The 18326-nt window shown below is 66.2% G+C and carries 14 protein-coding genes and 1 tRNA gene; 10 read left to right on the top strand and 5 right to left on the bottom strand.

From position 1 onward, the window contains the following. The first annotated feature begins 53 nt into the window (after positions 1 to 53). Positions 54 to 2807: a glycoside hydrolase family 2 TIM barrel-domain containing protein gene (locus MTR65_RS01055; RefSeq protein ID WP_243796406.1), complete on the top strand. Its 2754-nt coding sequence runs from the start codon at positions 54 to 56 to the stop codon at positions 2805 to 2807. A gap of 24 nt (positions 2808 to 2831) precedes the next feature. After that, entirely contained in the window at positions 2832 to 4121 is a 1290-nt protein-coding gene (locus MTR65_RS01050) for an MFS transporter (protein ID WP_243796405.1), read from the top strand. Between the two features lie 164 nt (positions 4122 to 4285). Here the strand turns inward: MTR65_RS01050 and MTR65_RS01045 are convergent, their stop codons facing one another. Beyond that, the gene (locus tag MTR65_RS01045) at positions 4286 to 5209 is read right to left on the bottom strand and encodes a LysR family transcriptional regulator (RefSeq protein WP_243796404.1); all 924 of its coding nucleotides are present in this window, start codon (positions 5207 to 5209) and stop codon (positions 4286 to 4288) included. Between the two features lie 169 nt (positions 5210 to 5378). On the opposite strand from MTR65_RS01045, the gene MTR65_RS01040 reads away from it, so the two are divergent. From MTR65_RS01040 to MTR65_RS01010, 7 genes are all read left to right on the top strand, one after another. After that, on the top strand, positions 5379 to 7778 hold the full coding sequence (locus MTR65_RS01040) for a TonB-dependent receptor (RefSeq protein WP_243796403.1): 2400 nt from the start codon (positions 5379 to 5381) through the stop codon (positions 7776 to 7778). Positions 7779 to 7875: 97 nt separating this feature from the next. Next, complete coding sequence (locus MTR65_RS01035; protein WP_243796402.1) at positions 7876 to 8991, top strand: FAD-dependent oxidoreductase; 1116 nt, start codon at positions 7876 to 7878, stop codon at positions 8989 to 8991. 32 nt (positions 8992 to 9023) lie between these two features. After that, a complete protein-coding gene (locus MTR65_RS01030) occupies positions 9024 to 9926 on the top strand; it encodes a VOC family protein (protein WP_243796401.1) in 903 nt (300 codons plus the stop codon). A 6-nt stretch (positions 9927 to 9932) separates the two neighbouring features. Further along, positions 9933 to 11096 (top strand): alpha/beta hydrolase family protein, encoded by a 1164-nt coding sequence (locus MTR65_RS01025; protein ID WP_243796400.1) that lies wholly within the window; start codon positions 9933 to 9935, stop codon positions 11094 to 11096. Positions 11097 to 11216: 120 nt separating this feature from the next. After that, positions 11217 to 11702: a hypothetical protein gene (locus tag MTR65_RS01020; RefSeq protein WP_243796399.1), complete on the top strand. Its 486-nt coding sequence runs from the start codon at positions 11217 to 11219 to the stop codon at positions 11700 to 11702. Between the two features lie 41 nt (positions 11703 to 11743). After that, complete coding sequence (locus MTR65_RS01015) at positions 11744 to 12541, top strand: cyclase family protein (RefSeq protein WP_226633458.1); 798 nt, start codon at positions 11744 to 11746, stop codon at positions 12539 to 12541. A gap of 4 nt (positions 12542 to 12545) precedes the next feature. Next, complete coding sequence (locus MTR65_RS01010; RefSeq protein ID WP_243796398.1) at positions 12546 to 13508, top strand: fumarylacetoacetate hydrolase family protein; 963 nt, start codon at positions 12546 to 12548, stop codon at positions 13506 to 13508. A gap of 164 nt (positions 13509 to 13672) precedes the next feature. Here MTR65_RS01010 and MTR65_RS01005 read toward each other — a convergent pair. Then, positions 13673 to 13747: transfer RNA gene (locus MTR65_RS01005), tRNA-Gln, on the bottom strand. A gap of 115 nt (positions 13748 to 13862) precedes the next feature. Next, the gene (gene yghU, locus MTR65_RS01000; protein ID WP_243796397.1) at positions 13863 to 14711 is read right to left on the bottom strand and encodes a glutathione-dependent disulfide-bond oxidoreductase; all 849 of its coding nucleotides are present in this window, start codon (positions 14709 to 14711) and stop codon (positions 13863 to 13865) included. Between the two features lie 225 nt (positions 14712 to 14936). Between yghU and MTR65_RS00995 the strand changes: the two genes are divergently transcribed. After that, positions 14937 to 15734, top strand: a complete 798-nt coding sequence (locus tag MTR65_RS00995; protein ID WP_243796394.1) for an acid phosphatase — start codon at positions 14937 to 14939, stop codon at positions 15732 to 15734. 10 nt (positions 15735 to 15744) lie between these two features. Here MTR65_RS00995 and MTR65_RS00990 read toward each other — a convergent pair whose 3' ends face one another. After that, positions 15745 to 16662 carry a M14 family metallopeptidase gene (locus tag MTR65_RS00990; RefSeq protein ID WP_243796393.1) on the bottom strand — a complete coding sequence of 306 codons (918 nt, stop codon included), beginning with the start codon at positions 16660 to 16662 and terminating at the stop codon, positions 15745 to 15747. Between the two features lie 145 nt (positions 16663 to 16807). After that, complete coding sequence (locus MTR65_RS00985) at positions 16808 to 17908, bottom strand: branched-chain amino acid aminotransferase (RefSeq protein ID WP_243796392.1); 1101 nt, start codon at positions 17906 to 17908, stop codon at positions 16808 to 16810. Between the last annotated feature and the right edge of the window lie 418 nt (positions 17909 to 18326).

The raw sequence follows: 18326 nt of genomic DNA, 5'->3' as shown, positions 1-18326 counted from the left end.
CCCGGAACAAGGGAGCGCGCGGCAGCACACGGGATACAAGGGAGATGCTTGACGTGAAGACCAACACCCTGGCCGGCCTGGCGCCGATCGTCCTGGGAATGCCGCTCGTGCTGGGTGTGGGCCCCGTTTCGGCCCGTGCGCCGGACGCAGGCACGCAGGTCGGGGCGGAAGCCGGGCTTCACGCGAGCGGGCGCACGGTGACGCAGCTCGCCACGGGCTGGCGCTTTCGCAAGGCCAGCGACCTGGACACGTCCGCCGATCCCTCCTCTTCCGATTTCGATGCGTCGGCCTGGGCCGAAGTGGCGGTACCACATACCTGGAACCGCATCGGCACCTACGAGGCTGCCGCAGGTGTGCCCGGAGCGAGGAACCGGGAGCTCGACGACTACCGCGGCGTGGGCTGGTACCGCCTCGAACTGCCTGCGCGAGCATTGGCACCCGGGCGCAGGGCCTGGCTGGAATTCGACGCGGCAAGCCGGACCGCCGATGTGTGGCTGAACGGCGTCCATCTCGGGCGCCACGAGGGCGGTTTCAGCCGCTTCCGGTTTGAGGCCACGGCCGCGCTGCGCGCCGAGGGCCCCAACGTGCTGACCGTCAAGGTCGACAACACCGATCCCGCGCCGGGCAACGCCACGGCCAATACCTTGCCGCTCGCGGGGGACTTCTTCGTGCAGGGCGGGATCTATCGTCCGGTGCGCCTGATCGAGACCGCAGATGCGCACTTTGCGATGCGCGATTTTGGCGGGCCGGGCGTCTATGCCCAGACCAGCGCGATCACCGATGACCAGGCTCGGATCGAGGTGTTGGCGCGCCTTTCCAGCGCACGTGCGGATGGCGCGAAGGCCGCTCTGGAGCTGGAACTGCGCGACCGTGCGGGCAAGCTCGTCGCCCGCGAACGTCGTGCGTTGGAACTGGCTGCGGGAGAGGGGCAGGAGGTGCGCGCGGCGCTGGATGTCGCCGATCCGCACCTGTGGCAGGGCGTCGAGGATCCCTATCTCTACACGCTCGTTGCCAGGCTGCGGGACGGCGCGGGGGGCGTCCTCGACACGCTCGAGCAGGACTTTGGCATCCGCCAGTTCGCTATCGATCCGGACAAGGGCTTCCTCATCAACGGCACGCCGGTCCGCCTCCAGGGCGTAGGTCTGCATCAGGACACGATGGCGCATGGCTGGGCGCTCACGCGCGCGGATGTCGCGCGCCAGATCGACACGATTCGCGACATGGGCGCAAACACGGTGCGCCTCACCCATTACCAGCACGGCCAGCCGGTCCATGAGCTGGCGGACAAGTACGGCCTTGTCGTCTGGGACGAGATCGCGCTGGTGACCGCCTGGAGCCTCGATGCCGAGGCTGGACCGGCCCCGGCCGGCATCGTCGCCAACGCGCGCCAGCAGCTTACCGAGATGATCCGCCAGAACTACAACCATGCCTCGGTCGCGGTGTGGGGCGTGGCGAACGAGGTCGATTTCGGGCCCAGTCGGCCTGAGTTCCTGGGGCGGGGGAATAGCGCCGATCCTGCCGATCCCACCCCGCTCGTGGAGGAGCTTGTCAGCCTGGCGCAGGCGGAAGACCCCTTGCGCGCCCCGACGCTCGCGACCTGCTGCGAAGGGACGGGTATGCCCAAGGTGCCCGAGGTCGCGGACGCGGTGCCGGTATCGGCGGGCAATCGCTACTTCGGGTGGTACTATGGCAAGCCCGCTTTCGTGGGAGGGCACTTCGATACCTTGCACGCTGCGCGGCCCGACCAGCCCCAGGCCATTTCCGAGTACGGCGCAGGCGCGGCCTTCTCGATCCATACCGACAACCCGCAGGGCGGGCCGCACGACATGGGCGGGCGCGACCAGCCTGAGGAGTACGCCAGCTGGGTGCATGAACAGACCTGGCCGGAGCTGGCCAAACGGCCCTATCTGTGGGGCCGCTGGCTCTGGAATTCGTTCGATTTCGCAACCGTGACGCGCAAGGAAGGCGATTCTACCGACATCAACACCAAGGGTCTCGTCAGCTACGACGGGGCGATCCGCAAGGACGCCTTCTACTACTACCGCGCGCAGTGGTCGGATGCACCCACGGTCCATGTGACCGGGCGCCGCTATCGCCAGCGTGCCTATCCGGTGACCGACGTGCGGGTCTATTCCAACGCCCCGTCCGTCACGCTGCGCGTCAACGGGGAAGAGCTGGGCGAGCAGGGGGACTGCCCGAACCGCGTCTGTGTCTGGCCGGGCGTGCGCCTGGCCTCGGGTGCGAACCGGATCGAGGCGACGGGCCACTTTGCGGACGCTGCAGGTGGGGCCCAGGATGTCACAGACGCGATCGAGTGGCAGCTCGATGCTGCGCGCGCGCACGCCTTCTTCATCGATGCCGGCGCGCTGGTGGCGGCCCCCGGTTACGGCTCGGATGCCTTCTTCAAGGGCGGCGACGCGGGCACGGCCGATACGCCGCGACGCGGCCGCCCCCCGCTGCGCGCCGAGATCGCACCTGCTGACCAGCGCGACGCTCTGGCCCGCTTCCGCAAGGGCGACTTTGCCTATCACCTGCCGCTCACACCGGGGCACTACCGCGTGACCTTGCGCTTCATCGAGCCTGAGGTCGCTCCCGGTGAGCGCCGGTTCGACGTGTCGGCCAATGCCGCCAAGGTTCTGCGCGATCTCGACATCGCGGCGGAGGCGGGGGGCACCAACCGGCTTCTGGCCCGCAGCTTCGAGGTCGATGTGGCGGGAGAAGGGCTCGACCTTGCCTTTGCGCCCTCTGCGGGCACCACGACACCCGAGGCACTGGTCTCCACCATCGAGGTCGAACGGGCACGATAAGCCCGCCACCGCACAGGGAAGAGGATGAATACGCGAATGGGCCTTTCCAGGATCAAGCTGCGCTGGTGGATGATCAGCCTCGTGACGCTGGGCACGATCATGAATTACCTCGCGCGCTCGACGCTCTCGGTCGCCGCGCCCACGCTCAAGGATGAGTTCGGGATGTCGACCGAGGATTACAGCTGGGTCATCCTGGCTTTCCAGGCCAGCTACACGGTGATGCAGACGGTCGCGGGGACGGTGCTAGACATCCTGGGCACGCGCCTTGGCTTCTTCATCTTCGCGATGGGCTGGGCGCTGTCCAACATGGGCCATGCCTTTGCCAGCGGTTGGCCGAGCCTCGCGGCTTTTCGCGCCGCGCTTGGCGCGACCGAGGCCGCCGCCATTCCCGCTGGGGCCAAGGTGACGTCCGAGTGGTTTCCCGCGCGTGAGCGCTCGCTGGCGACAAGCTGCTTCCAGATGGGCACCAGTGTGGGCTCGATGCTGGCGCCGCCGCTGGTGGCCTTCTGCATCCTGTGGTGGGGCTGGCAGTCGGCCTTCCTGGTGACGGGCGGCATGAGCGTGCTTTGGGCCCTGATCTGGTGGTTCGGCTACCGGACGCCCGAACAGCACCCCCGCCTGCCGGCCGAGGATCTTGCCGCGCTGGAGGAGGATCGCCGGGCCAACGCCAGCGAAGTGCGCCCGGCCCGGCGCATGGAGGTGCTGCGGAGCCGTGGCTTCTGGGGCATTGCCATACCCCGCTTCCTCGCCGAACCGGCCTGGCAGACTTTCAGCTTCTTCATCCCGCTCTATCTCGTGACGGTGTGGAAGCTGGACCTGCGCGATGTTGCACTGTGGGCCTGGATGCCGTTCCTGGCCGCCGATTTCGGCTCGCTTGCCGCCGGGATCCTGCCCAATGTCCTCATGCGCCGGGGCGCGGCCATGGTAACCTCGCGCAAGGTGACGATGACGGTGGGCGCGCTGTGCATGCTGGGCCCGGCGTGCATCGGCCTCGCTACCTCGCCCGGCCTTGCCATCGCGCTGTTCTGCGTAGGCGGCTTTGCGCACCAGATGCTGAACGGGGCGCTCATCACGCTGTGCGCCGATGTTTTTGACACCCGTGCGGTCGGCACTGCGAGCGGCATGGCGGGCTCGATCGCCTGGATTGGCGGCATGGCTTTCACCTTCATCATCGGCCAGAGCGCGGATGAATTCGGTTACAACCCGCTGTTCGTGATGCTCGGCGCGCTCGACGTGCTGGCGGCAATCGTCCTGTGGAGCCTCCTGCGCACGCCGGGAGGCAAGGCGCCCCGCGTCGCCGCGAATGGGGGCTGAGCCCAAGTCGACGCATGTATTGCCGCTTGGCCCCTTCACCAGCTCTGGCCAGTTCGCCAAGCGGAAGGAGAGGGGCCAGTTTTGGGAGGCCGAGGGCGATGGCCCTCGGACCTTCCTTTTCTGCTCTTCCAGCCTTTCAAGCCGCCGGGGCGTTCCGTCTCCCGCTAGTTCGCCGCAGCGACGATGTTCGGGCCCGCCTGGTCCCGGATTCGTGCGATCAGCCAGGCGACACCATCGTCGTGCGCGCGGGTCTCGTGGAAATGGACGATCTGGCGCAGCGGCGGTAGATCGACGGGGAGAGAGACGCTGGCAAGGTCGAACTGCTCGCACACGACCCGCGCGAAGCGGCTGTGCATGAGCGTCAGTCTCCGCGTGCCCGCCAGCAGCCAGGGCACGGCGGTGAACGACGGGGCGGTGACTTCGATCCGCCGGGTATGTCCGATCGTGTCGAGCTGGTGGTCCCCCACGGTTGCGGTGCGCTCATTGCCGACCGAGACCGCGACAAAGCCGTAGTGCAGCATCTCCTCGAGGCTGAAGGCTCCTGCGAAGATGGGATGGTCGGTCGCTCCGACGAGAACGTAATGCTCTTCGTAAAGCAGCTGCGAGGGGACGCCGGGAATGGCGTATTCGCTGGGCGCGATGACGATGTCGGCCTCGCCCCGGCGCAGGCTTTCGGCCGCCGCCTGGCTTGGCAGGAGCAGCTGGAGGGCAATGCCCGGAGCCTCGTGCGCCAGGTCGCGCAGCAGGGGCGCGAGCACGGCGGCCATCACGTAGTCGGACGTCACGACGCGGAAGGTGCGCCGCGCGCGGGCCGGGTCGAAGCTGCTGGAGGTCGCCAGTGCGCCTTCGGCGCTGCGCAAGCATTCGCGCACGCGTGGCAGGAGAGTCTCGGCAAGCGGAGTCGGGTACATCCGGCGCCCCCGCACCACCAGCAGATCATCTCCGAAGAAATCGCGCAGCCGGGCAAGCGCGGCGCTCGTCGCGGGCTGGCTGAGGCCGATCTTCTCACCGGCGCGCGCGGTGCTGCGCGTTTCCATCAGGGCCTCGAACGCAACGAAGAGATTGAGGTCCATCCCTTTGAAACGCATGAAAGTATCTCCTCTCCCTGGCACCTCCTTTATGTGAGGTCGCCGATTTCAAAATTGTTCATACCAATTTGGTTTCCAAATTCAAATCAACTCAAACAATCAGTTTTTATTTGGCGTCGGATCGCCCTACCAATCCCTCACGAGCCCCGCACGAAGGGCACACAGGGAGATGATGATGCGAAGGAACCTTTCCGCCGTCCTGCTTTCCGCGACGATTCTCGGTGGTCTTGCCGGACAGGCACACGCCCAGACCGGCGGGCAGGAGAATGCCACGCGGACGTCCGAGCCGGCCTTCAACGAGATCATCGTCTCGGCCCAGCGCCGCAGCGAAAGTCTGCAGGACGTTCCGCTCAGCCTCTCGGCCGTGACGAGCGATGCGCTGGAAACGCGCCAGATCAACAACCTCGCCAGCCTCTCGGCCGCGGCGCCCAGCCTCCAGGTCGATGCCGACAACAATTTCTCGGTGCGCGGCGTGGGGACGCTCTCGTTCTCGAACACCATCGACACCAGCGTGGCGCTGGCGATGGATGAGGTGAACCTGGGCCGCCCGGACCTGGGCGCGCCGATGCTGATGGACGTGGAGCGCGTCGAAGTGCTCAACGGCCCGCAGGGGCTGCTCTTTGGCAAGAACGCGTCGGCCGGTCTCATCAACATCGTCACCGCGCGCCCCGTCATCGGTGAATTCAGCGGCAGCACCGAGATCCAGGCGAGCAACCGCGCGACCCCGCAGGCCGATCGCAACGCGCCTGCGATCATCGCCAAGCAGGTGCTGAACATTCCGGTGTCCGAGAACTCGGCGCTGCGCCTCAACGCGCTCTATGGCTACCAGGAATCGCCGTTGACCCGCATCGTGGGTGTCGACACGGGCGACATCCCCTACGTCAATGTGCCGCGCCGCAACTACGATGCGGACCGCAACATGCAGTTCAAGGCCAAGTACCTCTACGAGGACATGTCGGGGCTGAGTGTCTACCTCATCGGTGACTACAACCGGATCAAGTCGGGTCTCAGCCGGTTCAACCAGACCTACCGTCAGGTCGAAGCCGATAGTCCCGTCAACGGCATCGTGGCCGATGCCGGCAGCGAGATCGGTCCGGACATGTTCCTTGAGCTCACCAATGGTGGCTTCTACCAGGATCTGAAGACGGGCGGCGCGCAGGCGGCGGTCAGCTACGAGTTCGATTCCGGCTTCCAGATCTCGAACATCTTTGCCTGGCGCTATTCCAACACGGACCAGAACCTGGACGTGGACGCGCTGCCGGTCGCGGACGTCGATACCAATTACAGCACCACCAATTACGACCAGTTCACCAACGAGCTGCGCCTGATCCTGCCCGACACAAGCCGCCTCACCGGGCAGGCGGGCCTGTTTTTCCTGTCCTCCAAGCTCAACGCGACCAACCTTCTGGCGGGCAACCAGTCGATGCCCGACTTCGTGCTCTCGGGCTTCCCGTTCTGCGTGGGGGCGACGGTGACGCCGGGCGGTCCGCCCAACTGCAGCGTCTCCAACGACTTCTTCCTGGGCCGTTCCTACGATGCGACGCTCGACACCACGAGCTATGCCGCGTTCGGCCAGCTGACCTATGAACTGGCCGATGGCCTTACCGTCTTTGGCGGTGGCCGCGTCACCCGCGATCAGGTCGATCTCGATGTCGAGCAGGGCCAGGTGCGCACCTTCGTCAACCTGGGGGTTGATCCCGGCACCTTCGAGGACAGCTACAAGAACACCAACTTCAGCTGGAAGCTGGGCGGCCAGTATGAGCCGACCGAGGACATCATGTTCTATGGCTTCTACGGCCGTGGCTACAAGGGGCCGGGCTTCAACACGACCGCGATCACCGGCGATGACGGCATCGCCCGCGTCGTGCCGATTGACCCGGAGACCTCGGATGCCTTCGAGATCGGCATCAAGACGAGCTGGTTCGATCACCGCCTGACGCTCAACGTCTCGGCCTTCCATACCAAGTTCGACAACTTCCAGGTCCAGTCCTTCGACACGGCCCTGCGCACTTTCGTCGTCCAGAACGCGGCCAAGGTGAAGTCGCGCGGCGTGGAAGTGACGCTGGGTGCCCGTCCGGTGCCGGGGCTCTCGATCGATGCGAGCGCGACCTTCCTCGATGCGACTTACGACGATTTTCCCGGCGCGGAATGCTACATTGGCCAGAGCAATTGCGGCCCGGACGGCACGTTCAACGCAGGCGGCCAGACCCTCCCGCTCTCGCCCAAGTTCACGAGCACCGTCCAGGCCATGTACGAACTTCCGGTCTCAGGTCCGGTCGTGCCCTTCATCCAGGGTAACTGGTACCATCGCTCGAGCGTGAACTATCTCATCAACGGGGCGCCGGGCGCGGATTATGGCTCGGCGGACACCTTCGGGTTCAGCGCAGGTGTCAACGTCAACGACCGTCTGCGCGCCAGCCTGTTCTGCAACAACTGCACCAACGAGCACATCCCCTCCAGCATCATCACCGATGCCGGGGAGGCCAATGCCGGACGCCTCGCCTTCACCCAGCGCTACGGCCTGAACGCGGTGCGCCAGATCGGGGTCCAGCTTCAGTTCGACTATTGATCCAGAGAGACGCGCAGAGAACGCCATAGGAAAATCGGTGCCCGGTCCGCTCTTGGAAAGGAGCGGACCCAGAAGGCGCCAAGCGGAGAGTGAAACCATGAAACAGTGCGATATCCTGGTCGTTGGCGGCGGGATCGGCGGCTTGTCTGCCGCGATTTCGCTGACCCGCGCGGGCCATAGCGTTACCGTGATCGAAAAGGACCCGAGCTGGTCGGTCTATGGCGTGGGCATCATCCAGCAGTCGAACGTGGTGCGCGCGATGGACCAGCTGGGCGTGCTCGACGCCTTCCTTGACGCGGCCAGCGGGTTCGATGCGGTCGAGATCTTCATTCCCGATGGCACCAAGGTTGCCCGCGTGCCTACGCCTGCACTGGTCGAGGGCAAGCCCGCCAATGTCGGCATCGGTCGCCAGGCGCTGCAGAAGGTGCTCGGCGATACCGCGCAGGAGCTGGGCGCGACGATCCGTCTGGGGGTGACGGCGCAGGCCATCGCCGATACGCCCGAGGGCGTCACCGTGACGTTCGCGGACGGCAGCGAGGCCCGCTACGACTTTGTCGTGGGCTGTGACGGGGTCTATTCGCAGACCCGCCAGATGATCCTGCCCGAGGCCGAGAAGCCGGTCTTCACCGGGCAGTCGGTCTGGCGCTACAACCTGCCGCGCCCGGCCGACATGGACGCTCTTCAGGTCTACAATGGACGCACCGGCATCGGTCTCGTGCCCATGAGCGCGGATCTCATGTACATGTTCGTGACCACGCACGAGCCCGACAATCCCCGCTATCCCCGCGAAGGACTGGCCGCCGCGATGCGCGCCAAGCTGGAGGGGACAGCGCCGCAGATCCGCGCGCTGGCCGAGCAGATCACCGATGACGAGGGCGTCGTCTACCGCCCGCTCGAAGGCCATTTCCTTTACGGCCCCTGGTCGAAGGGCAAGGTCGTGCTGCTGGGCGATGCCGTCCACGCGACCACGCCGCATCTGGGGCAGGGCGCCGGGATGGCCATCGAGGATGCGCTCGTGCTGGCCGAGGAAGTGGGCCGCGCGGATACGCCCGAGGAGGCGTTCGAGGCTTACCGAACCCGGCGTTTCGAACGCTGCCGCTACATCGTCGAGAGTTCGCTTGCGATCTGCAACGGGCAGATCGGCAAGGGCCCGCCCGTCGACAACCAGAAAGCCACGGCCGAGATGTTTGCCGTCGTCGCCGAACCGATCTGAGCCAATTTTCCCTTTCGAATGAGGACCCTTCAATGAGCCGAGTGACCGAAATCCGCTATGTCGGCTATGGCGTCGAGAACTTCGATGCCGAGCGCGCCTTCTACAAGGACGACTGGGGCCTGGTCGAAGTGGACGCGACAGCGGACATGGCCTGGTTCAAGACCCATGGTCATGACGAACACCACGTGGTGCGTCTCCACAAGGCCGAAGAGAACCACATCGAGGTGATCGCCTTGGCCGCCGATACGCGGGCTGACGTGGATGACCTCTTCGCCCGGGTCGAGGCAGCCGGTTGCAAGGTGATCTTCGCGCCGCGCGAGCTCGACGCACCGGGCGGGGGCTATGGTTTCCGTTTCTTCTCGCCCGACGGCCTGCCCTTCGAGGTCTCCGCCGAGGTCGCGCGGCTCGACAAGCGCGCGATGGAGCGCTGGGAAGGCATGCCGGTCAAGATCAGCCACATCGTCATGCATTCGCCCGACCACCAGGCGATGGTGAAGTTCTTCTGCGACGTGCTGGGCTTCAAGATCAGCGACTGGCTGGGCGATTTCATGTGCTTCCTGCGCTGCAACGAGGCACACCACCGGGTCGCGATCCTGCCCGGACCGCCGTGCCTCAACCATGTCGCCTACGACATGCTGACCATCGACGACATGTTCCGGGGCGCCGGCCGTCTCAAGAAGCGCGGCACCGACATCAAGTGGGGGCCGGGCCGGCACACGGCAGGCAACAACACGTTCAGCTACTTCGTAACTCCGGGCGGCTTCGTCACGGAATACACCTCCGAACTGGACGAGGTGGACTTCGAGACGCATGAATACGTGGTCCACAAGCCCGAGCCGGGCGTCATGGACCAGTGGGGCACGGGGGTCGGCGGTCCGCAGACCATGCCGCACCCCGCCCCCGACGCCAAACTCTTCCAGCCAGCAGAGGTGTGATCAACCGTGGCTCTCTTTGAATATTTCCCCAACTATATCTGGAACCTGTCGGTTTCGATCGCGATGGAATCGGGCGCGCAGATCGGTGAGGTCATCGATATGTGCAAGCCAATCCGCGACGCGGCAAACAGCGGCGCGGATGCCGGTACCCCGCAGTTCATGAAGGCCTGGGCCGAGATGGGTGACAAGCTTCTAGACCTTGCCGCCGAGGACGAGGCCAAGGGGCGCGGTTTCTCCGCCTCGAACAAGCTGGAGCGCGCTTCGCTCTACCTCTTCATCGCCGAACGCATGCAGGGCCATGGCACGCCCGGGCGCAAGGAAACCTTCGCCAAGGCGCGCGAAGCCTTCGAGCGTTCGGCCAAGCTGGGCCGGATCAACCGCGAGCGGCTGGAAATTCCGCTGGAGACCGGCACGATGCCCGCGCTCTTCACCCGCGCGCCCGGCAGCGAGACCACGCCCGCGCCGTGCGTGGTCTATTGCAACGGTCTCGATAGCAACAAGGAACTGCTCTACTGGAGCCGCTTGCCCGAGGCGCTGGCGCGCCGGGGCATTTCGACCCTGTGCGTCGACCAGCCCGGCTCGGGCGAGGCGCTGCGCCTCCAGGGCCTTCCGGTCGATCCGCACTCGGAAAGCTGGGCCAGCAAGGCGGTCGACTGGCTGGAACAGCAGAGCGATGTTGATCCCAAGGCGCTCGGCATGACGGGCATTTCGCTGGGCGGCCACTTTGCGCCGCGCGCGGTGGCCTATGAGCCGCGCTTTGCCAGCGGTGCGGTCTGGGGCGCGAACCACAACTGGCGCGAAGTGCAGGACAAGCGCATGGCGCGCGAGGGTGAGAACCCCGTGCCGCACTACTGGGCGCATGTGCACTGGGCCTTCGGGGCCGAGGGCCAAGAGGACTTCCTCGAGAAATCGAAGGACATGAACCTCAATGGCCATATGGACCGCATCAAGGTGCCTTTCCTCGTCACCCACGGCGCCAACGATCGTCAGATCAGCCCGGCTTATGCCGATGACCTCTACGACCAGCTGGTCAATTCGCCGCGCCGCGAGAAGGTGATCTTCACCGCGCGCGAGGGCGGGGTCGAGCATGTGGGCGCGGATAACATGGCCTATGGCCGCGATGTCATCGCCGACTGGTTCGCCGAGACTCTGGGCGGGCACACCGCCTGATCCGTTCGCGCGCACCGGGCCTCAGGCAAGAGCGGCCCGGTGTGACGGCGGTGCGCCCGGGCCCGCTCTCTCCTCCGCCCGGGCGTGCTCGCCAGCCATTTGTCACAGGGAGCCTGTCCCATGTCGCCTGCCACGCGCTATATCCGCACCGAGACCGCGATCAGCGTCGCGATCAATGCGGCCCTGTCCGCTTTGGCCTTCGTGCTGGTATTCGGGCTGCGCGGGCCGGTGCCGGTCTGGGGACCAGGCGGCTTGGTCCTTGATGGGCTGCCCCAGGGCTTCATGATCGCGCTGATGAGCACACTTGTACCTGGCTTTCTGACCATGCGGCGGCTGCGACGCGGCGCGCTTGCGCCCGACGCCCTGCGCGATGGCGCACTTGCTGCGCGGCTGCCTGCGAACCTTCTCCTGCGCGCGCTGGTGTTGGCGCTGCTGACGGCGCTGGGCGCGATGGCGATCCTGGCGCTGGCGGGCTTCCTCGCGGGCGCGCCGGGCGCCCTAAACTGGAGCCTGGCGCTGTGCGGGAAGGTCCTGCTCGGCGCGCTGCTGGCCGTTCTCGTAACTCCCTTCGCGCTGCGCGCGGCTCTGGCCACGCCGCTGCGCTAGTCGTCGCTTCCCCTCATTCCTTTCCGAACAGGACTGCCGCCATGACCCGACGCTTCATCGACCTCTCGATCACCTTGTGCAACGACGTGGTCTCCGATCCGCCCTTCATGCGCCCCGAGATCACCTACCAGGACCACATGGACACCGCGTCCGAGCTGGATGTCTTCTTCCCCGGCGTGACGGCCGAAGATACGCCCGATGGGGCCGGTTTTGCTGCGTCGGAGTGGATCAAGCTTACCACGCACAACGGCACGCACCTCGATGCGCCCTATCATTTCCACCCGACGATGGATGCCCGCGAAGGCGAACCGCGCCGCTCGATGACGATTGATGAGGTGCCGCTCGAATGGTGCTTCCAGTCCGGCGTCAAGCTCGACTTCCGTCACTTTCCCGATGGCTACGTGGTCACGGCGAAGGACGTGGAGGACGAACTGGCCCGGATCGGGCACGAGCTGAAGCCGCTCGACATCGTGCTGGTCAACACGGCTGCGGGCGCGGCGCTGGGGCAGCCCGACTTCCTCAGCAAGGGCTGCGGCATGGGCTACGAGGCGACCATGTACCTCACCGAGCGCGGCGTACGCGTCACCGGCACCGACGCCTGGTCCTGGGATGCGCCCTTCAACCACACCGCCGAGAAGGTGAAGGAGACGGGTGACACCTCGCTGATCTGGGAAGGCCACAAGGCCGGGCGTGACATCGGCTACTGCCACCTGGAAAAGATGCACAACCTCGAGGCGCTGCCGCCCCATGGCTTCACCGTCTCGTGCTTCCCCCACAAGATCAAGGGCGCATCGGCGGGCTGGACCCGCGCGGTCGCCATCATCGAGGACGAGGACTGACACCATGCGACTTGCCACTCTTGCCGACGGCACGCCGGACGGATCTCTGGTCCTGGCCTCGCGCGATGGGACGCGGTGCCTGAAGGCGCCGGTTTCCAACCTCCTCAACGCGATCGAGAACTGGGACGTTCTGGAGCCGCAGCTTGCTGCGCTCGCCGAGCGGGTCGAAGCAGGGGAGGGGGAAGCCCTCGATCCCGCACGGCTCCTCGCGCCGCTGCCACGCACCTGGCAGTGGCTCGACGGCTCGGCCTTCGGGACCCACGGCCATCTCATGCAGATTGCGTTCGGGCTGCCGCCGGTCGAAAGCGAGCGCCCGCTCATGTACCAGGGCATGTCCGACCGCTTCTATGCGGGCAGCGCCGACATTCCCTTCCTCGATGAGGCGGATGGCATCGATTTCGAGGGCGAGTTCGGCGTCATCCTCGACGCCGTGCCGATGGGCGTCACGCCCGAAGAGGCAGCCGGGCACATCAAGCTGGTGGTGCAGATCAACGACTGGTCGCTGCGCGCGATTGCCCCTGCCGAGATGAAGACCGGCTTCGGCTGGGTCCAGGCCAAGCCCGCCTGCTCGATGGCGCCCTTCGCGGTCAGCCCGGATGCGCTGGGGGCGCAATGGACCGACACCGGTCGGGTTGCGCTCGATCTCGTCGTCGAACGCAGTGGACAGCCGTTCGGCCATGCCAATGGCGCAGCGATGGACGTGGGCTTCCCCGAGCTCGTGGCGCATGCGGCCCGTACGCGCGATCTGGTCGCGGGCACGATCATCGGATCGGGAACGGTCTCCAGCCCTGACTACGAACAGGTCGGATCGAGCTGCATCTCCGAGGTGCGCGCGATCGAAATGATCGCCAGCGGCGCGGCCTCAAGCCCGTTCCTTCAGTTCGGGGAAGAAGTCTTCATGGAAGCGCGCACGCGCGACGGCTGGGCGCCGTTCGGCACCATCCGTCAGAAAGTGGTGCCAGCCTGAGTCGACGGGCCAATTGAAGAAGTGAAGTAAGGGGCGGGCGTCCGGAAGGCGTCCGGCCCCGCTTCGCGTTGCTCCGCCGGGCCGCTTCACCGCGGCCCGTTCGTGCGGCAACGCGCGGTTACATGCGCCGACTTCGTCGGAGTTGCGTTCCCGGAAAAGAATGATGGCTGGGGCGGCAGGATTCGAACCTGCGCATGGCGGTACCAAAAACCGCTGCCTTACCGCTTGGCTACGCCCCAGCAGGATCGCGTGGCACGCTGCGTGCGCCGCGATGGGACTGCGCGCTTAGCGGCTTATCCCGGCGCTGAAAAGGCCCTTTTCGCATCGGACCTTCCCCGCGCCGGGGAAAACCGGTCAGGCGCCCAGGACCGCGTCGATATCGGCCGCGCTGTGGCGCTCCTTGATCTTGCCCGGTGCATCGCGGTTGACGACGAGGCCGCGCTTCACGCCAGTGCGCTCGCCCAGTTCCTCGCCCCAGCGCATGAGGTTGGTGTATTCGTGAACACTGAGGAAGGTTGCCGCGTCGGTGTAGGATTCGCCGCGCACGAAACCGCCGAGCCAGCCGTAGGCCGCGATGTCGGCGATGGTGTAGTCATCGCCCGCCAGGTAGCGCGTCTCGGCGAGGCGCTTGTCGGCGACATCCATGATGCGCTTGGTTTCCATCGCGAAGCGGTTGATCGCGTACTCGAACTTTTCAGGCGCGTAGGCGTAGAAGTGCCCAAAGCCGCCGCCAATGATGGGGGCGGTCGACATCTGCCACATCAGCCAGGACATGCATTCGGTGCGGGCTGCGCCGTCCTTGGGCAGGAACATCCCGAACTTCTCGGCGAGGTGGAACAGGATCGCACCCGATTCGAAGACCCGCACCGGCGTCTCGCCCGAGCAATCGAGGAGAGCGGGGATCTTGGAGTTGGGGTTGATCTCGACAAAGCCCGAGGTGAACTGCGTGCCTTCGCCGATGTTGACGAGCCAGGCGTCGTACTCGGCCTCGCTGACGCCGGCCGCCAGCAGTTCCTCGAATAGGATGGTGACCTTCTGGCCGTTGGGCGTGCCCAGCGAATAGAGCTGGAAGGGATGCTCGCCGCGGGGCAGTTCCTTCTGTTCACGCGCACCGGCGGTGGGGCGATTGATGCTGGCCCAGGTGCCCCCGTTCTCGGCGTCGTGGGTCCAGACCTTGGGGGGCGTGTAGGTGGTGTCGGCCATGTGCGCTGAGCTCCTTGTTGCAGGCGCCGGGAGAGGAAGAACGCGCTAGGTAGGTGCCGACGAGGGGCGCAACAAGAGGCGCAGGTGCCAATGTTCGGGGAGCGGCAGGTGCCCCATCCCGGCGTCTTCGTGCTTTCACGTCCGAGGGTTAACCCCGATGCCGGACACAGTTGCGCGTCGATAGAATGGGCCATGCGATCAACACGCTGCGAAGGGATGGAGCATATGCAGAGCACGCGCACGCTGGGAATTTTCACAGGTGGATGCCTGCTTGTGCTGGCGGGATGCACGACCACGGCGCCAAGCGAAACGGGTTACGCCGCGCTGCCCCCGGTTACGGTGGCGGAGGTCGGTGTGATCTCGCCCGAGATCCCGCTTCCCAAGGGCTATCTGGAGTTGTCCCAGCTGCCCGACAGCCTGGCCCTCCTGCCTCCGCCGCCAGCGGCGGGGAGCGCGGCCAAGGCTGCCGACGAGGCTGCCTGGGAAGCGGCCAAGGGGGCATCGTCCGAACGCTTTGCGCTGGCGACCTCCGATGCCGATCTCAACTGGCCGGCCATCGTGAGCTCCTTCGAGCCGCTTGTCGGCACCTCGCTGTCCGACGGGACCAAACCCCATACCCAGATGCTTCTGCGCCGGGCGATGGCCGACGCGGGGCTCGCCAGCTACAAGGCGAAGAACCACTACCAGCGCGTGCGCCCCTTTGCCGAGAAGGGGGGCGGATCGTGCACGCCCGAGGAGGAGGAGGCCCTGCGCCACGACGGGTCCTATCCCTCCGGTCACACGACGGCGGGCTGGATGATGGCGCTGGTGCTGGCCGAACTGGTGCCAAGCCGCGCCGACGCCGTGCTCCAGCGCGGCTACGACTTCGGCTTCAGCCGCGTGATCTGCCGCGTTCACTGGATGAGCGACACGGTCGGGGGACGCGTGGTGGCCGCTGCGACGTTCGCCCGCGTCCAGTCCAATCCTGTCTTTCAGGCGCAGCTTGCCGCTGCGCGCCGGGAAATGGCGGCGGCGGGCCTGTAAGCGCGCCCTGTCAGGCGCCGAGCGCGTAGTCGAGCGCAGCGCACACGGCGGCGACCTGTGCGGCGTTGCATTCCTCGGGCGTTGCGCTCGGGCTGTCGGGATAGACTTCGGTGGTAGTCGTGAAGCGCGCACCCGTGATGGCCGCGCACATCCCGTACTTGCCTTGCGGGTATTCGATCACGCCCTTCTGTACGACGGGTGAGCCGATGATGTTGCCCTGCGGATCGGCGGGCGCGATGTGGGTCACCTTTTCGACCGCTTCGATAATCGCCTGGCAGAAGGCGGGCTGGCGGTTGTCGGCATCGTCGACGAGGTAGAAGCCATCGGGGATGGTGTCGGGATCGTAGTCCTTGCCATCGCGCGCGGCGAGCGCGGGGCGGAACTCCTCCTCGTCGCTGTCGGTGGTCTCGTGAAGGTCGATGTGGAGGAGGAAGGGCCCCTCCTGCGCGGCGACAAGGGCGACGAGTGCCCGGCATTCGCCCGCCGGGCTGTCGGCGGTGAAATTGCGGTTGGGGTCGATGGCGTCGTAATTCCAGCGGTTGATGCGCTCATAGGCCCAGGGGCTGACGCAAGGCGCGACGATCAGGTTGACCCGGCCCGCATAGTCTGCGGCGCGCGTTTCGAGGAATTCGAGCGCGCCCATGACGCCGCTGGTCTCGTAGCCGTGGACGCCGCCCGTGACGAGAGCGGTGGGCAAGCTGGCGTCGATCGGGCCATTCGAGAGCGCGTAGAGCGTGAAGCGCTCGCCCGCGTAGTCGAGCGTGCCGTACTCCTGAAGCGTGAAGCGGTCGGCAAGAGCCTGGATGCGCGGCTCCACGTCCTGTCCATAGCGGCGCTGGGCGGCCTGCGTGGCCCGCCAGGCCTCGACCTCACGCGCGCCCCAGGGCGTGCCGGGGGTGCCGATAGGATAGGGGGCGGTGTCGGTCATGGCGCTCTCGTCTTCAGGAGGAATTTTCGTTCCCGAGATGGCATGTGCGTGCGGCGGGGCAAGAGGGCGCTGGACGCTATGCACGAAAAAACCCGGCGGGCGCAGGGCCGGCCGGGTTCTTCGTTCGGGTCAGGAGCTGGCGCGATCAGGCGATCTTGCGGACCCAGCCGTGGGTGTCCTCAGCCTGGCCGCGCTGGATCGCGACGAGGCGGGCCTTGACCTTCTCGGTCAGCTGGCCGGGGCCGCCCGAACCGATGGTGAATTCGCCGTCATTGCCCGCGACCTTGCCGACCGCGGTGACGACAGCCGCCGTGCCGCAGGCAAAGGTTTCGACGAGCTTGCCGCTGGTCGCATCTTCGCGCCACTGGTCGAGGCTGTAGCGGCCCTCGTTCACGGTCAGGCCCTCTTCGCGCAGGAGCGCGATGAGGCTGCGGCGGGTGATGCCGGGCAGGATCGTGCCGGTCAGCGCGGGGGTGAGGATCGTGCCGTCATCGAAGACGTAGAACAGGTTCATGCCGCCCAGTTCCTCGATCCACTTGTGCTCGGCAGCGTCGAGGAAGACGACCTGGTCGTGGCCGCGTGCAAGGGCTTCGCCCTGGGGGACGAGGCTGGCGGCGTAGTTGCCGCCGCACTTGGCCGCGCCCGTGCCGCCGGGCGCCGCGCGGGTGTAATCCGAGACCCAGATCGAGACGGCCGGGGCGCCCGACTTGAAGTAGTTGCCCGCGGGGCTGGCGATGAGGATGAACTTGTAGGTCTTGGCCGGGCGCACGCCCAGGAAGGCCTCGGTCGCGATCATGAAGGGGCGCAGGTAGAGCGAGGCACCCTCGGCGTCCGGGATCCAGGCCTTGTCGAGTTCGACCAGCTTCTCGATCGCCTCGATGAAGAGGCTCTCAGGCAGCGTCGGCATGGCAAGGCGCGTCGCCGACTGGTTGAAGCGCTCTGCGTTGGCGTCGGGACGGAACAGCGAGATCGAACCGTCGGCCTGCTTGTAGGCCTTGAGCCCTTCGAAAATTTCCTGGGCGTAGTGCAGCACCGCAGCGGCCGGATCGAGCGGGATGGGCGCGTAGGCGGAAACCTTGGCGTCGTGCCAGCCGGTGCCTTCGGTCCAGTCGATCGTGACCATGTGGTCGGTGAAGTGCGTGCCGAAGCCCGGATTGGCCAATACCGCCGCGCGCGTCGCGTCGCTGGCAGGGGCGGGGTTGGGCTCAAGGGAAAACGTCAGCGCGGCTTCGGCGGGACTCGCCATGAAAACTCAGTCCTCTGTCTTGGGGTTGCGAGGGCGCAGGTGTATGAAAATTACGCTGCGCGCAACCGTAAAGTAATATTGATACGTATGGTTTCAGGTGTAGCACGCGGTGCGTTGGAGGCAAGTGCCCTGCTGAAAGCGCGCAAATTCGGGAGCTTGCGCGGATGTGCGCTGAGGCGCCCTTGCGCAGCGTGCATGTGGCCTTGTGCGATTGTGTAGAGCACGCGCTTGCCGCTTTCGTGCGCCTGAAGCCCAGAAATGAGAAAGGCCGCACCGGGAGCGCCGGTACGGCCTTTCACATGGTCAGCGGCCGGAAGTGCCGCCAGCGAGTACCTTTATCGCGTATCTGAAATCAGCGATAATGCCTCGCGACGGAAATTGCCGACCTCCATGCTGAACCATGAGACATCGGATCACC

The sequence above is a fragment of the Novosphingobium mangrovi genome (genome assembly GCF_022818885.1).
Taxonomy (GTDB): Bacteria; Pseudomonadota; Alphaproteobacteria; order Sphingomonadales; family Sphingomonadaceae; genus Novosphingobium; species Novosphingobium mangrovi.
The sequence above is the reverse complement of the archived record's forward strand: the minus strand, read 5'-3'. Positions and strand labels throughout refer to the sequence as shown.